This window comes from Pyxidicoccus sp. M15, assembly GCF_056858435.1.
The window spans coordinates 4,026,260-4,041,966 of record NZ_CM166495.1 but is presented as its reverse complement, the minus strand read 5'-3'; the positions used below and the strand labels follow the sequence as shown (position 1 = coordinate 4,041,966).

Sequence of the window (15,707 nt, the reverse complement as noted above, 5' to 3'; positions counted from 1 at the left end):
CGGGGAGTTCCCGAGGAAATCCTGCAGTGACAGTGAAGGCGGCGGCAATCGCGGGGATTGCGTGCCTGTCCGCCTCACTTCACGTGCAGCGTGGATCAGCGCGTGGACGTAACAGGAGGCTGTGAGTCGGAGGCCTCGTCTCCGGACAGCGTGCCCTCCAGCGCCACGGCCACCGCGTCCGCGGAGGCGAAGCGGCCGCGGGGAAGTCCTCCCAGCAGCGAGAGCACCGTGGGCGGGGCCTCGTTCTCCCGGGCCACCAGGGTCAGCTCCTCGGCGGTGAGCGGGAACACCGCGCCGAGGAGGGCCTCGTGCAGCGCTCGAGCAAGTGGCAGCGGCTGTCCCACGCGTGCCTCCAACTCCGACACACCCTGGGCAAGCCGTTCGCGTGTCATGTCGTCGTTCATTGGAGCGAAGTTAAGCAGCGAACGTGCCCGGCTGCCGTCCTTTTTTCCATGCCTGCCCAGCAGGCGGGGGAGCGAGCCGTCCCGCCTGCTCGCGGGTGGTCAGCCCGCCCGAGGCGTCCCACCGTTACCGCCACGGAGCACGGCGGATTCATTCCAACGAGGGAGGACAGCGCCATGGCGAAGAAGGACAAGCCGGACGAGAACAAGCGCAATGCGGGCGGCGAGAAGGGTTACGCCGAGCACATCGAGCATGTGCAGGCCACGCGGCCGGAGCCCTGGCCCGGAATCGAGGGCCGCTCCAAGGGGGAGGAGCATGAGCTGCCCACCGGCACCTCACGCGAGCAGCAGGCGAGCGTGACGGACGCCCAGCGCAAGCTCGAGGAGGACATGGAGGACTCGAAGGAGCCGACGCGCGAGTAGCCAGGCCGGCCCCGCCCCGCCTCCGTGCGCCCCGGTGAGGGAGCACGGGGCGGGCGCGCTGCCCGCGGCCTAGAAGAGCAGCCGCGTGGGGTGCTCCAGGAGGCCGCGCAGCTCGCGCAGGAACTCCGCGCCGATGGCGCCGTCGATGACGCGGTGGTCACACGACAGCGTGGCCGTCATCATCTTGCGCACCGCGAGTTGGCCGTTGATGACCACGGCCTTGTCGGCCACCGCGCCCACCGCGAGGATGGACGCCTGCGGCGGGTTGATGACGGCGACGAACTGGTCGATGCCGTACATGCCCAGGTTGCTGACGGTGATGGAGCCGCCGGTGTACTCGTCCGGCTTGAGGGCGCGCTTGCGGGCGCGCTCCGCCAACTCCCGCACCTCGGTGGCGATGGCCTGCAGGCCCTTCTGGTCCGCGTCGCGGAGGATGGGCGTAATCAGCCCCTCCTCCAGTGCCACGGCGATGCCCACGTCCACGGTGTTGAACTGGACCACCTGGTCGCCCTGGAGCGACACGTTGATGCGCGGGTAGCGGCGCACCGCCATGGCCACGGCCTTCACGATGAGGTCGTTGACGGAGACCTTGAGCTCCATCGCCTTCGCCTCTTCGCGGACCTTCACCGCGGCGTCCATGTCCACCTCGATGGTGAGGTAGAAGTGCGGGACGCCGGGCTTCACCTCCGTCATCCGCTGCGCGATGACCTTGCGCATGGACGTGAGGGGCACCACGGTCGGCTCGGGCCGGACACCCGCCGCCGGACGCGCGCCGGGCGCCGGGGCCTTCTTCGCCGCGGCCGCCGGAGCCGCCACGCCCTTCGCGAGCGCCTCCTCGATGTCGCGCTTCACGATGCGACCCGAGGGACCGGAGCCCTGCACCTGGTGGATGTCCAGGCCGCGCTCGCGGGCAATCTTCTTCGCCAGGGGGCTGGCGCGCAGGCGCCGTCCACCGGCCGGGGCCGGCTCCTCGCGGCGCAGCGGCACCACCTGGCCCCCGGCCGGAGCCTGGGGCGCGGCGGAAGCCGGAGCCGAGGGCGCGGACGCCGCCGGCTTCGGAGCCGGAGCGGCCGGGGCCGCCTTGGCACCCTTGCCGGTGAGGTACGCGATGGGCGCGCCCACGGCGGCCATCTGGTTCTCACCCACCACGATTTCGGCCAGCGTGCCGTCGTCGTAGGCCTCGATTTCGAGGTTGGACTTGTCCGTCTCCAGCTCAGCGATGGCGTCGCCGGAGGAGACCTTGTCGCCCACCTTCTTGAGCCACTTGACGATCTTCCCCTCCTTCATCGTCGGGGAGAGGCTCGGCATCGCCACGGCGATGCGATTGCCACCACCACCGCCACCACCGCCGCTGGCGGCGGGCGCGGAGGGAGGCGGCGGCGCGGCGGGGGCCTGGGGCGCCGGAGCCTTCGCGGCGGCCGGGGCCTCCGCGGGCCTGGCGGCGGGAGCGGCGGCGGCCTTGCCGGCCTCCACCTTCTCGCCCTTGGCGCCGAGGAACGCGATGGGCGCGCCCACGGCGGCCGTCTGGTCCTCGCCGACGACAATCTGCAGGAGGTAGCCGTCGTCGAAGGCTTCAATCTCGAGGTTGGACTTGTCCGTCTCCACCTCGGCGACAGCCTCGCCGGAGGAGACCTTGTCGCCCACCTTCTTGAGCCACTTGACGATCTTCCCCTCCTTCATCGTCGGGGAAAGGCTGGGCATCTGGATGGGAGTGGCCATACGCGTTCAGGCTCCCTCGCGGTACAGCACCTTCTTCACCGCGTCGATGATCTTGGGCGCGTCCGGCTGGGTCGCGTTCTCGAGATTCGCCGCGTAGGACATGTTCACGTCGAGCCCCGTCACGCGCGCCACCGGCGCGTCCAGGTCGTCGAACGCCTTCGACTGGATGATGTCCACCACCGAGGCGCCCACGCCCGCCAGGGCCCAGCCCTCCTCGACGATGACCACCCGGTTCGTCTTGCGCACGCTGGCGAGGATGGCTTCCTCGTCCAGGGGCCGCAGCGTGCGCAGGTCCAGCACCTCCGCGGAGATGCCCTCCTTCGCCAGCTGCTCGGCCGCCTCCATGCAGAAGTAGTACATGCGCGACCAGGTGATGATGGTGACGTCGGTGCCCTCGCGCTTGATGTCCGCCTTGCCCAGCGGCACCACGTGCTCGCCCTCGGGCACCTCACCCTTGAGGGCGTACAGGCGCTCGCCCTCGAACATGATGACCGGGTTCTCGTCCCGGATGGCCGCCTTGAGCATGCCCTTGGCGTCCGCGGGCGTCGCCGGGGCAATCACCTTCAGACCCGGGAAGTGCGCGTAGTTGGCCTCGAGCGCCTGGCTGTGCTGGCTGGACAGCCGGCCGCCGGCGCCACCGGGGCCGCGGAAGACAATCGGGCAGCGCAGCTGGCCGCCGGACATGTGCCGCAGCTTGGCCGCGTTGTTGACGATCTGGTCCATCGCGAGAATCGCGAAGTTCCAGGTCATCATCTCCACCACGGGGCGCAGGCCCACCATGGCGGCGCCCACGCTCATGCCGGTGAAGCCCAGCTCGGAGATGGGCGCGTCGATGATGCGCGCGCTCCCGAACTTGTCCAGCAGGCCCTGCGACACCTTGAAGGCGCCGTTGTAGCGGCCGACCTCCTCGCCAATCAGGAAGACGTTGGCGTCGCGCTCCATCTCCTCGGCGAGCGCCTGGTTCAGCGCCTCGCGGTACATCAACTCGGGCATCGTCAGCTCCGAAGGGAATCGAAAAAGGGTTGGGTGGAGGGGCTCGTCGCTTTGGCTAGCGGCTCAGGCCCGCCTTCTTGTCAGCCTGCTCGGCCTGCTCGCGGGGCTCGAGGTCCCACGTCACCTTCAGCTCCTGGCCGCTCGGGTACTTCGGCCAGTTGGTCACCTTCACGCCCAGCACGCGCTCGCGGGGGCGCACGTCCTCCTCGCCCTCCTCGACAATGGTGTCCCGCCACAGCTCTTCCAGGCTGGGCTCCGGGGACTCGTCCGCGAACTTCACCGCCGCGTCCACCTGCGCCTTCACTTCCTCTTCGATGGCCTCGAAGTCGGCGTCGGCGGCGAGCTTCTCCTTGAGGGCAAGGGCCCGCAGCTTGGGGATGGGGTCGTTCTTGCTGCGCTCCTCCTCCACCTCCGTCTTGCTGCGGTAGGTGGCGGGGTCCGCCATGGAGTGGCCGCGGAAGCGGTAGGTGTTGGCCTCCAGCAGCACCGGGCCCTTGCCGGCGCGGCAGTACGCGGCGGCGTCCTTCACCGCCTCGTACATCTTCAGGCAGTCCATGCCGTCCACCGGCTCGCCGCGCATCCCGTAGGCCGCCGCGCGCTTGTAGATTTCAGGCACCGCGGACGTGCGGGCAATGGCCGTGCCCATGCCGTAGCGGTTGTTCTCGCAGATGTAGATGACCGGCAGCTTCCACTTGGACGCCATGTTGAACGTCTCGTGGAAGGCGCCCTGGTTGGCCGCCGCGTCGCCGAAGTAGCAGACCGTGACGCGGTCCTCGTTCCGGTAGCGGCTGGCGAAGGCCATGCCCGCCGCGAGCGGAATCTGCCCGCCGACGATGCCGTAGCCTCCGTAGAAGTGGTGCTCGATGTCGAAGATGTGCATCGAGCCGCCCTTGCCCTTGCTGTAGCCGGTGCCGCGGCCGAACAGCTCCGCCATCACCATGCCCGCGTCGGAGCCACGCGCCAGCGGCTGGCCATGGTCCCGGTACGCGCTGAGCATGTAGTCGTCCGGACGGATGGCTTCGATGGGGCCCACCGCCACGGCCTCCTGGCCGATGTAGAGGTGGCAGAAGCCGGCGATCTTCCCCAGCGTGTACTGCTGACCCGCGCGCTCCTCGAAGCGACGGATGAGGTACATCTTCCGGTACATCGTCAACAGCTGTTCCTTCGAGTACGGGCTGGCCACCGCGGGTGCCTCCATGCAGGCCGTCCCCGGCTCTTGCGGGACGGCGGACGCCGAGCGCCTCATAGCGCGCGGCAGGGGGACTTCAAAGCCCAACGAACCGTCGGGCACCTCGACTGTCTTTCAGCCGCGCTGCGTCAGGATTCGAGCGCGAAGTGCGGGACGGAGATGACGCCCTCCAACAACTCCACCGGGCGGCCCGAATGGTCCGTGGCCAGATGGATGACGGTGGCCTCGGGGAACTTGCGCCGGTAGTCATTGGCGTGGGTGGGCTCGTTGTCGAAGGCGGCCACCACGCTGCCCAGCCGGCCCAGCTTCGCGTGGGCCTCCCGCTTGAAGGCGTCATCGTCCTCCTGGAGCGTGGGCTTCATGAAGAGGTGCACCTGAGTGTCGTCCGGGATGGCCAGCTCATGCCGGCGCATGCACGAGACGGAGCCCTCGCGCATGCCCTCGTGCCGGCCGGTGACGTAGACGAGCAGCGCGCCCGTCGCCACCACGGCGTGGGTGAAGGCGGCCGCGCCCTCGATCGCCACGTCGTCCGCGCAGTAGTCGCTGGTGAAGAAGCGCTCCCCCCAGAAGCGGCGGGCGTCCGGGAAGTGAGCCTCCACCTGGGCGTCCTCCAGGCCGCAGGCCTTCATGGCCTCGCGCATGTCCCAGCCCGTCACCCAATGGTGGGGCGCGCAGGCGGCCAGGGCGGCGAGCGAGCGCGCGGCGCCGAACTCGCGGAGGATGCGGGCCTGCCGGGGGCGGTTGTCGAAGAGGGTGGAGTCCAGGTCGAACGCCAGCACCGCCCGGGGGCCGAGCGAGCGGGCGCGGGTCAGGATGCCCCGCAGGGTGTCCCGCCAGTCGTCTCGGATGCGTTTCTTGAAGTCGTCGTAGGCCATGAGCGCGGGGCAGATTACCCGCGCTCGCGCCAGGGCGCCGCCGAAACCGTGCCGCTCAGGCGGCTGACTGCCAGGGAACGGTGCCGGGAGGCGACCCGGGAGACGAGGGCTCCGGGAAGTGCTGCATGCGCTGGATGCCGTTGCGGTCCAGCACCAGCCGGACGAACTGCGTCGTCTCCTGGCGCCGGTCCGTCTCCTCCTCCTCCACGGTGAAGCGGAACACCACGTCCACCGGGTAGCGCTTGGCGCCGCGGATGTGCCCCACGGACAGGTCCGCCAGGTCCACGTACTCCAGCGCCAGCTCCGGCTCGTCCATGTCGCGCAGGAAGCGCTCCACGTTGAGCCGGAGGATGTCGGTGACGCCCGTCAGGCCCCGCTCCGTGCGCGGCATCAGGCGCGCGTCCAGGTCGATGTGCTTGCGGTAGCGGATGACCGTCTCGGACAGCTCGCCCTGGGACGCGGTGAGGAAGTCGTCGCGGTGGCGCAGCGCGGACACCGCTGGCGGCACCTTCAGGGCCGGGCCGTAGTCCACCCGCTCCTCGCACGTGCCAATGGCCCGGCCGGTGACGGGGTCCACCAGGTCCGCCGTCCGGTCCGCCAGGTGCGTGGCCGCAACCCGGCTGAGCATCTTGCGCAGGCCTTCCTTGATGCGGTCCTTCACCATGTAGCCGACGACGAGGATGAGGAAGAAGTTGAGGCTCGCCTGCGCGAAGCGCGCCTGCGCCCAGAAGGCCACCGCGGTGGCGAACGTCATCGCCACGCCCGCCGCCAGCGCGAAGAGCATCTCCTCGAAGCCCTGCCGCTTCTGCTTCCGCTTCGAGGACAGGAAGAGCACGTTCATGCAGAACTTCTTCAGGAAGCCCAGCCGCTGGATGTACTCCTCGTTGTCCCCGGTGGGGCTCAGCACGCTGCGCAGCCGGTGCTCCTTGCGGTACGCCTCCTCGCGCAGCACCGCCTCCATCAGCCCCTTGCGCAGCCCCACCCACGGCTCCGTGCGCGGCAGCGCCTTCATGTCCGCCACCGAGCGCCGGAAGCCGCCCTCCACGAGGAGGCTGACGTACTCGTCCACCAGCCGCAGCGCCGCCCGCGGCCGCTCCTGCAGCCGCAGCTCCCCCGCCGAGCGCAGCCACGCGCGGAAGCGCTCCAGCACCCGCGTCACGCCGGCCTGCATGGCCAGGATGTCCGCCTCCAGCCCCGCGCAGGCGTCCTGGGGCAGCCCGCCCGTGCCCTCGCAGCGCGCCTCCACGCCGATGGCGAAGCGGCGCAGCGCCCCGCGCAGCACGCAGGACAGCAGCTTCGCCTGGTAGACGATGTCGCTCTCGGTGCCCATCCCCGTGCGCAGCCACGCCTCCAGCCGCACCAGCGGCGAGGCATCCGACGACAGCAGCTCCTCCACCGCCATCACCGGCGTCTTGAAGCGCACGTAGTTGTGGATGTCCGCGTAGAAGTCGGCGCGGGGGTACGTCTCGGCGTCGATGTTCAGGCTTCCGGGCAGGAAGAGGTACGCCTCCACGAGGTAGCGCGTCTCCTCCGTACCGGTGGGCTGGTACTCGAGCTTTATCTCGAACTGCTTCCGGTCATGGACCTCGAAGCGGCTATGCAGCGGTGCGGGTGCCTGGGACACACCCGCACTCTACGTTACCTCCCTGTCACGCGGGAGTGACCCGGGCGTGACACGTCCGTTGAAGCACGAACGAGCTACCCTCCGGTACCAGTCCGGGAGGCCGGGGCGGCCGGGGGCACGGGCAGGGTGGCGGGCACCGGCGTGGACTTCGGCTGGGGCTTCGCGTTCCACACCCGGGTGGCCAGCACCAGCCCCAGGAACGACAGCGGGAGCATGGCCAGCGGCCAGTTGCCCCAGTTGCCCGGCGTCTTCGCCAGGTCGCCCGCGGGGAGGATGGAGCCCAGCAGAATCGACTGGAGGGCGGTGCCCGCGTACACGGCGCCGTCGATGATGCCCACCGCGAGGCCCGCGTTCTTCTTGCCGCCGAAGTCCATGCTGGCCGTGCCGGACAGCATGCCGTGCACGCCGATGACGCACAGGGACATGAAGATGACCGTCCACCCCAGGGCGATGCTGTCCAGGAGGAACAGGGTGGCCACCGCGCCCAGGGACATGCCCGCGTAGAGCACCGCGGAGACGGGGCCCCGGCGCGAGTCGAAGACGCGGTCGCTGATGACGCCGGCGAACATGCCGCCGGTGATGCCGGCCACGCACAGCAGCATGCCCCAGTTGGCCGCCACGAAGGCCTCACCGATGCCGGTGGACTTCGCGAACTTGGGGTACCACTGCATGATGGCGTTGCGCATGAAGCCGCTGCAGAACTCGATGCAGAGGATGACGATGATGGTGCGGTTGCTCATCATCCGCTTGAAGACGGGCCACACGCCCAGCGGGGCGCCGGTGTCCCCGGAGGACGCGTCCGCGGTGTCGAAGTCCGGGTGGCCCGTGTGGCCGGGCGTGTCGCGGATGACGAAGAAGTCCAGCACCAGGAAGGCCGCGAGGATGGCGGCGGGCACGAAGAACGCCCAGTACACCGGCGCCGCCTTCACGATGAGCCGGCTCCAGTCGTAGGCGAAGTAGACGCCCAGCGAGATGAGGATGCCGAAGACGCCGCCCAGCTGGCCGCGCTCGCGCACGTGGAACCAGGACGCGTTCACCTTGACGATGGAGACCGCGCCGAAGCTCTGGAAGTACATGTTGACGGCGTAGAGGAACGACAGCGTCGCGACGAGGCCGCCGGGCGGCTGCCAGTCCTGCGTCACCACCGCGTACACCACCGCGCCCATGGCGACGTTGGCCAGCGACGAGCCGGCCGCCGATATCAGGATGGTCTTCCGTCCCCCGAGCCGGTCCGTCAGCGGGCCGTTGAGGAGGAAGGCGAAGCCGTAGACCAGCGTGCCCCAGAAGAAGATGGTGCCGAAGTCCGCGTTGGTGGTGCGGCTGCCCAGCGCGCTGGTGGCCACGTTGACGTTGTAGCGCCCCATGTAGAGGAACGCGTACGTCATGCCCAGCGGGAACCAGTTGAAGAAGCGGCGGCGCCGGAACGCGTCCGTGTGCCCCAGCTCCACCTTGGGCAGGCGCGCCAGGACGAGGGCGATGGCCCCCAGCAGGATGAGGATGGGCAGCAGCTGGGCCAGCCAGGGGGGCAGCGACGACATGCAGCGACCTCGGCAGTGGGTGACTCGACGCCGCGCACCCTACCCCGGTCCGCGCCCCGGAGGAACCGGGGCGCCGCGTTTCGCCCCCCACCCGCGCGGTCAGGGCTGGCGGGCAAGCAGCCGCGTCAGCGCCACCTCCGTCTTCGCATCCGGGATGTCCCCGCGGCGGCACGCCTCCAGCACCTCCGCGAGCGGCCGCCAGTGCAGCTGCGTGCCCTCTTCCAGCGGCGTGCCGTCCCCTTCCGGCTCCACCGGCTCCAGGCCCGTCACGTCCACGGCCGCGGGGAACACCTTCTCCGAGAGGATGCCCGGCGCGAGGAAGAAGGCGCCGCCCAAAAGCTGGATGTCCTCGGGCTTCACCGCGTAGCCCGCCTCCTCGCGCACCTCCTCCGCCGCGCGCCGCTTCAGGCCCTCCTCGCCCTTGTCCTCCGGCTCCAGGAGCCCCGCGACGATTTCCTCCACGCGCAGGTAGCCGGCCGCCGGGTCCGGCACCGTCATGGCCCCCCGGTTGTCCTTCCGGAAGTACGCCGCGGGCCGCAGGTTCATCCGCGTCAGCACCTCGATGGAGCCGGGGGAGCCCGACGCGCCGCGTCGGAAGACGAGCACCGCGACGGCGTCCAGCCGGGGCCGGTCCACCACGTCCACCCGGTACACGGACGAGGACGAGCCGTCCGAGCGCCGGTTGCGGCAGCGCAGCCGCCGCACCCGCAGGAAGCCTTCGTCACAGCGCGCCGTGGACGAGAAATCCTCGATGATCTCGATGTCAGTCACACTGGAATGACCGGGCTTCATGTCTGCCTGCTCTCCTGGGGAGTAGGACCGCAAGGGTGATGGAGTAGGAATGTGATGCCTGCGTTGCTTGCCGGACAGGGCCTGATCCCGTACGGTGCGCCGGCTTTACCGTCGTCCTCCCCCTGAAACACGGAATCTCTCTTGATGCGTCGCGTCCTGCTCGGCCTCTCCTGCGCCCTGGCCACTGCTTCGTGCATGCCGGTGGTGGAAGGCCAGGATTACAACCTCGCGGGGCAGGAGGTGCGCCTCACGCTCCTGCATACCTCGGACATCCACTCGCGCCTCATCCCCTATGACTTCGCACCGCTGAAGACGGACCAGGACCTGGGGCTCATCCCGGAGGCCGGTCCTTTCGGTGGCGCGACGCGCATGGCGGCGCTCCTCAAGCGCGAGCGGGAGAAGGGCGACCGGGTCATCCACGTGGACTCGGGTGACTGCTTCCAGGGCGCGCCCATCTTCAACATCAACACCGGCGAGGTGGAATTCAAGTTCCTCTCGCAGAGCCGCCTGGACGCGGCCGTGGTGGGCAACCACGAGTTCGACGCGGGGGCGCTCAACTTCGTCCAGCGCGCGCGGGACAACGCGACCTTCCCGCTGCTGGCCGCCAACTACCTGTGGAACGACTGGCGCCAGGTGGGCAGCAACCAGGCCGCGCTGGAGACCGAGCCGTACACCATCCGCAACGTCAAGGGCGTGCGGGTGGGCATCATCGGCATGGCCAACATCTCCTCGCTCAACTCCATCGTCGAGGGTGGCAACAGCCTGCAGGTCACCCCGATGGAGCAGAACGAGGTGGTGCGCGCCTACGTGGAGCTGCTGCGCCCGGTGACGGACCTGCTCGTCATCGTCAGCCACCTGGGCCTCACCGAGGACCAGGACGTCATCCAGGGCTACGAGGCCTACTACGAGTACGGCCGCGCGAAGTCCTTCATCCAGCGCGTCAAGAACCCGTGGCAGGTGCTGGAGTGGTTCGGCCCCGAGGGTGACGAGAAGTCGGTGGTGCGCGTGCTCATCCCCGGCGTGTCCGGACTGGACGCGGTGATGGGCGGCCACCTGCACGTGGTGCTCAACCCGCCGCAGCTGCTCTCGGACCCCAGCGGCCGCAAGGTGGTGCTCGCGCACTCGGGCGCTTTCGCCAAGTACGTGGGCCGGCTGGAGCTGGTGGTGAAGATGCCGGAGGTGTCCGGCGAGGGCGAGGGCGCCGAAATCCTCAGCCAGGACTACCGCGCCTTCCCCCTGGACGCGCTCTGGTGCAACGACGCCATGCGCCGCTACCGGTATGACCCGGACATCTTCTGGACGGAGGGCCAGTTCATCCAGAACCCGGACGTGCGCGCGGCCATCCAGGACTGCCGCAACAAGGAGGACCGGGACACGACGCAGCTGCTCCAGCCCTACATCCTGGGCATGGACTTCAAGCTGCAGCTGACCAACATCTTCTCCTACGCCCCGCGCGACGTGCAGCGCCGCAACAACTCCACCGGCGGTGACTCGCCGCTGGGCAACGTGGCCGCCGAGTCCATGCGCAAGCGCCGCCGCGTCGAGGCGGAGATGGCGCTCACCAACTCGCTGGGCATCCGCGACAACCTCTACGCGGGCGTGGTGACGCAGGAGTCGATGTTCAACGTGTTCCCCTTCGAGAACACCATCAACATCATGTACCTCTCCGGCAAGGAGATGCAGGAGATGTTCAACTTCGTGGCCGAGCGCTCCGCGGAGCGCGGCTGCGTCAGCCAGGCCCAGATTTCCGGCGCGCGCTTCACCATGGACTGCGCCCAGGTGCAGCTCAACGACCTGCGCATCCCCTGCGAGCGGGCGAAGAACGCCACGGACTGCCCCACGGAGAACCGCGCGGGCCATGCCCCCTGGCAGTGCCTCGAGGACGAGGCCTCGGCCGCCGGAGAGGGCCGCTGCTACGCGAACCCCGGCACGGACATCCAGATCAACAGCAAGCCGCTGGACCCCAACGGCACGTACAAGATCGCCGTCAACGACTACATCGCCAAGGGCGGCTCGGGCTTCAACGTGCTCAAGCGCAACACCACGCGCATCGAGACGGGCATCTCCCTGCGCGACTCGCTCATCGGCTACATGCAGGGCTTCTGCACCTGCGACGACATCCTCGAAGGCAGGCCGACGTCCAAGTCGGGCGCCCGCTGCGGCACCCTCATCAACGGCCAGTGGACGGTGGACGAGCAGGTGGTGGGCTTCTGCCGCTCGGCGAAGGACTTCAAGACGGCGCTGGACCGCACGGTGGGCAGCTGCAAGTGCCAGGACCTGCTCTCCTTCCCCACGGACGCCGCGGCGCGCTGCGGCGTGGCGGACCTGACGCCGGACACCATCCAGGCGCAGTGCCAGGTTCCGGCGGGCCCCTACACGGGCCGCTGCAGCTGCCGCGACGTGCTGGCGGGCGGCAACCCCATCTGCGGCACCGTGACTCCGGAGCTGCGCTCCTTCTGTGAGAACCCCACGTCCATGTCCGTCGCGGACGCGGTGGAAGACGGCCGCATCGGCCGGAGGGTGAAGTGATGAAGCGACTCATGCTCCTGTCGGCCTTCGCCCTGGCCGGCTGCTACACCGAGGACGCCGTGCAGCCCCAGGGCGTCGGCACCTTCGACGTGCAGGTCAAGGGCCTCTACGTCGCCAACAGCAACCCCCGCACGGCGCTGGCGGTGGTGAACGAGTGCGCCGCCCGCTACGGCTCGCAGGCGCAGGTGCCCGCGGAGGTCCGCGGCGGCAAGGACTGCCGCTACGCAATCCCGCGCACCGCGGTGGACATCGACCTGGACATCACCGCCATCGACGTGAGGGGCCAGCCGCTGGAGTCCTTCAACGGCCCGGTGTCCTTCCGCGTCGTCCCGGGCAACCTCTCCGGCGCGTATACCTACCGCTGGTCGAACCTGACCAACGGCAAGGGCACCGGCACCGTGCGCGCCTCGCAGCTGTACGGCGAGCTGCACGTGTGGGTGGAGGACGAGCCGCCCGAGGTGGACTACTCCGAGGGCCAGGTGGCCGAGGGGGACCTGCCCGAGGAGCCCGCGACGCGCAGCTACGCCACGGGCCTGTCCAAGGCGCTCCTGTTCGAGGAGCCCACGCTGTCCACGGTGCAGATTCCGCAGAACAGCGACCAGCTCACCGCGTACAACGGCACGTACATGCGCATCGGCAGCACCCCCGAGTCCGGGGCCGTGCTGCGCCAGAACTGCCCCGAGGGCGACCCGAACAACGGCCAGCCGGTGACGCTGCTGGTGACGGGCACGGACCCGGGCGGCTTCTTCGTGACGGACCTGACGGCCTGCCGCGTGAAGGAGGGCAGCATCCAGGGTGCCAACACCCAGACGGCCGAGCCGAGCGGCTACTACCCGGGCCGCTTCAACTCCATCTACATCTACAACTACTCCTTCCCCGAGGGGCTGGACCCGGGCGACCTGCTCTGGACGGTGGCCGGCTCGGTGCAGGAGTTCACCGCCACCACGCAGCTCACCTTCCCGTCGTGGACCGTGCGCGAGCACGTCCGCCTGCTGCCGCAGAGCGAGTGGAACAAGTACCTGGACCTGGCCCCGCCGGTGGAGATCAACGGCCGGCTGTGCGGCTACAGCGCCTCGCTGTACATGACCGACCCGCTGTGCGGTTACAGCTACGGCAACTACAAGATGGAGGGCCTGGAGTCCTCGCTGGTGAAGATCCGCCGCGTGCGCTTCCCCGAGGTCATCCACAGCTGCGACGCCAACGGCAACGGCACGGTGCCCTTCTTCTGCCCCGACACGCGCGCGGGCACGTGGGGCTCCTGCGGCGGCACGGACAACCCGGCGGACCCGGACCTGCCGGAGCGCCAGTGCAACATCAACTGCACCCTGGGCATGGGGCCGTTCGCCGGGAAGATCTGCAGCGAGAAGAACACGTACGACACCTTCGGTCAGTTCGTGGTGGAGATGAACCCCTCCGGCGCGCCCGAGGCGGGCCTGGACGGCTCCGTTCCCGGCCGCATCGAGCGCGTCAGCGCGCAGGTGGACGCAGACCCGGAGACCACCACCTGGGCCAGCACCCGGGAGCTCACCCCGGGCCGCAAGGTGCACGTCTGGTGTGACAAGGCCGCGTTCCTGCGCTTCGGCGGGGCCACCCTGCCCGGCGGCGACAGCACGCCGGTGGAGGCGGGCACCCTGCTCACGCGGACGCTGTCGAACGCCGAGTTCGTGATGTGGGCCAGCGCGCAGGACGAGTCCAAGGGCACCGTGACGTGCCAGGTGGGCACGAATGCGCACACCCGCATCAACCTGGTGACGAAGGACGCGGTTCCGGACCTCGTGGTGAACTGCCGCGAGGACGACCCGGACACCAACCGCGCGCAGCAGTGCCGCTTCCTGCACGCGGCCACCTTCGACATCGTCGGTCACCTGCGCCAGGTGAGCGCCGCGCGGCCCCGGTGGATGGTGCTGCCGCGCGACCAGGACGACCTCTGCTGCTACCCGGGCCCGGACATGCAGTGCCCGAAGCCCATCAAGCCTTGCGCCAATCCGTAGTCGTTTGACGAAGTTCGCGCCCTGGTGAAAGCCGGGGCGCGGGGAGGAGCGGCTCCCCCCGGGCCGCTTCGTGGAGAGGGACATTGAAAACGCTGCAGACGCTGGCCCTGACCGGGCTGCTATCCCTGAGTGTGCCCGCCTGGGCCGGTGATTTCGTGGACACGCGCCTGTCGTTCGTCTTCGCGGACGACAACGTGCTGGCGGGCGCGGGTGAAACGACGCCCAACAGCCCGAACGCGCGCTTTGGCGCGGGCAACCAGAACACCCAGTTCTACGACAACTTCAACACCCGGTTCTCCGGCTTCGAGTCGCTGTCGAACGTGGTGCTCTACAAGCGCGCGCCCGCGTTCTTCGAGGGGCTCACCACGGAAGCGGCGCTGACGCTGCTGGTGCTGGAGCGCCCCGCGGGCGGCGTCGACATCCGCGACAACTCCAGCTACATCCGGCTCAACTACCAGCCGCCGGGCTGGAGCGAGAAGGAGGGCATCTCCCTCGTCGGCTTCCCGGTGTCCGCGGACCGCTTCCGCCTGGGCTATGCGTACCGCATCTCCTGGGGCGGCAGCGGCGTGTTCACCACCCGCTCCCAGGCCAACGGCGTGCCGGGCGCCAAGCTGCAGATTACGCGCGACAACTGGTACGCGTACGTCGGCGGCAAGACGGCGCTCGTGCAGAACGAGCTCATCCTCGAGGAGGAGACGCTCTACGGCGCGATGGCCGGCGCGGGCTGGGACATCCTGGAGACGCTGCGCGTCGAGGCCGGCGTGGGCTACTTCCAGAAGGGCCTGGTGCCGGGCCTCGCGACGCTGGGTGTGGAGGCGCCGGTGAATGCCGCGGGCGTGTCCGGCCAGGTCGTCTACCACGTGGGCGTGCCGGTGGGCACGAGCGTGGACTTCCGGCTCTACAAGAACGACCCGGACATCTACCAGCGCTTCTTCGCGCCGGAGCAGTACCCGGGCGGCCTGTCCTACTCCGTGTCGCTCGAGGGCAGCTACCTCTCGCAGACGCTGGAGAAGCCGGACGAGTTCGGCGCCACGCAGCCCCAGGGCGCCACCGCGCTGGCGCTCCAGGCGCGCGCGAAGATCGACTACCTGCGCCTCAGCGTGCTGGGCCTGTACCGCAGCCTCTCGTACATCCAGTTCGACGTGCCGGGCTTCCCCCCGTTCCAGGACTTCCCCGAGGGCACGGACCTGAACCCGGAGATGTTCCTGGCGGTGGGCGCGGACTACCACTTCCCCGCGATGCACTTCACGCCGGGCTTCATCCTCGGCGTGCAGCAGCCGGCCTCGTTCCGCAGCCCCACCCCGCTGCTGGGTGGCAACAACCCGCCGGAGAACCTCATCAGCACGCGCACCGTGGTGGTGCGTGACGTGAATCAGCTGAGCATCCTCCCCGAGGTGTGCGGCCAGTCGAACGCGGTCTGCAAGGCGGAGCCCATCTACTCGGCCAAGGCCACCTTCCGGTGGGACCTCTCCGACTCCGTCGCCGCCGTGGGCGAGCTGTACTACACGTACGACAACAACCGGACCACGTTCCGGGACGACATCACCGGCGTGGCCCAGCCCACGTTCGAGGACCCGCACGCGCTGGGCTTCAACACCCTGCTGCAGGCGCGCTTCTAGCCCCGGCCGGGACG

General features: G+C 69.4%; 12 protein-coding genes. 4 read left to right on the top strand and 8 right to left on the bottom strand.

Going from position 1 to position 15,707, the window contains the following annotated elements:
- Positions 1-95: 95 nt before the first annotated feature.
- Complete coding sequence (locus tag ACX9TP_RS15120; RefSeq protein WP_482980433.1) at positions 96-392, bottom strand: DUF2795 domain-containing protein; 297 nt, start codon at positions 390-392, stop codon at positions 96-98.
- A gap of 186 nt (positions 393-578) precedes the next feature.
- On the opposite strand from ACX9TP_RS15120, the gene ACX9TP_RS15115 reads away from it, so the two are divergent.
- Positions 579-824, top strand: a complete 246-nt coding sequence (locus ACX9TP_RS15115; RefSeq protein WP_482980432.1) for a hypothetical protein — start codon at positions 579-581, stop codon at positions 822-824.
- A gap of 69 nt (positions 825-893) precedes the next feature.
- Here ACX9TP_RS15115 and ACX9TP_RS15110 read toward each other — a convergent pair whose 3' ends face one another.
- From ACX9TP_RS15110 to ACX9TP_RS15080, 7 genes are all read right to left on the bottom strand, one after another.
- Positions 894-2,543, bottom strand: a complete 1,650-nt coding sequence (locus ACX9TP_RS15110; RefSeq protein ID WP_482980431.1) for a pyruvate dehydrogenase complex dihydrolipoamide acetyltransferase — start codon at positions 2,541-2,543, stop codon at positions 894-896.
- Between the two features lie 6 nt (positions 2,544-2,549).
- A complete protein-coding gene (locus tag ACX9TP_RS15105) occupies positions 2,550-3,536 on the bottom strand; it encodes a pyruvate dehydrogenase complex E1 component subunit beta (RefSeq protein ID WP_482980430.1) in 987 nt (328 codons plus the stop codon).
- Positions 3,537-3,591: 55 nt separating this feature from the next.
- Complete coding sequence (pdhA, locus tag ACX9TP_RS15100; RefSeq protein WP_482982172.1) at positions 3,592-4,719, bottom strand: pyruvate dehydrogenase (acetyl-transferring) E1 component subunit alpha; 1,128 nt, start codon at positions 4,717-4,719, stop codon at positions 3,592-3,594.
- A gap of 134 nt (positions 4,720-4,853) precedes the next feature.
- Positions 4,854-5,600, bottom strand: coding sequence for a hypothetical protein (locus ACX9TP_RS15095; RefSeq protein ID WP_482980429.1), 747 nt, complete (start codon positions 5,598-5,600; stop codon positions 4,854-4,856).
- A gap of 55 nt (positions 5,601-5,655) precedes the next feature.
- Complete coding sequence (locus tag ACX9TP_RS15090; protein WP_482980428.1) at positions 5,656-7,224, bottom strand: hypothetical protein; 1,569 nt, start codon at positions 7,222-7,224, stop codon at positions 5,656-5,658.
- A 74-nt stretch (positions 7,225-7,298) separates the two neighbouring features.
- Entirely contained in the window at positions 7,299-8,762 is a 1,464-nt protein-coding gene (locus ACX9TP_RS15085; RefSeq protein WP_482980427.1) for an MFS transporter, read from the bottom strand.
- A 99-nt stretch (positions 8,763-8,861) separates the two neighbouring features.
- Complete coding sequence (locus ACX9TP_RS15080; protein ID WP_482980426.1) at positions 8,862-9,554, bottom strand: NUDIX hydrolase; 693 nt, start codon at positions 9,552-9,554, stop codon at positions 8,862-8,864.
- A gap of 144 nt (positions 9,555-9,698) precedes the next feature.
- Between ACX9TP_RS15080 and ACX9TP_RS15075 the strand changes: the two genes are divergently transcribed.
- From ACX9TP_RS15075 to ACX9TP_RS15065, 3 genes are all read left to right on the top strand, one after another.
- A complete protein-coding gene (locus ACX9TP_RS15075) occupies positions 9,699-12,083 on the top strand; it encodes a bifunctional metallophosphatase/5'-nucleotidase (RefSeq protein ID WP_482980425.1) in 2,385 nt (794 codons plus the stop codon).
- Entirely contained in the window at positions 12,083-14,074 is a 1,992-nt protein-coding gene (locus ACX9TP_RS15070; RefSeq protein ID WP_482980424.1) for a single stranded DNA-binding domain-containing protein, read from the top strand. Before ACX9TP_RS15075 ends, ACX9TP_RS15070 begins: the two co-directional genes overlap by 1 nt.
- Positions 14,075-14,157: 83 nt before the next feature.
- Positions 14,158-15,693 (top strand): hypothetical protein, encoded by a 1,536-nt coding sequence (locus ACX9TP_RS15065; protein ID WP_482980423.1) that lies wholly within the window; start codon positions 14,158-14,160, stop codon positions 15,691-15,693.
- Positions 15,694-15,707 lie beyond the last annotated feature (14 nt).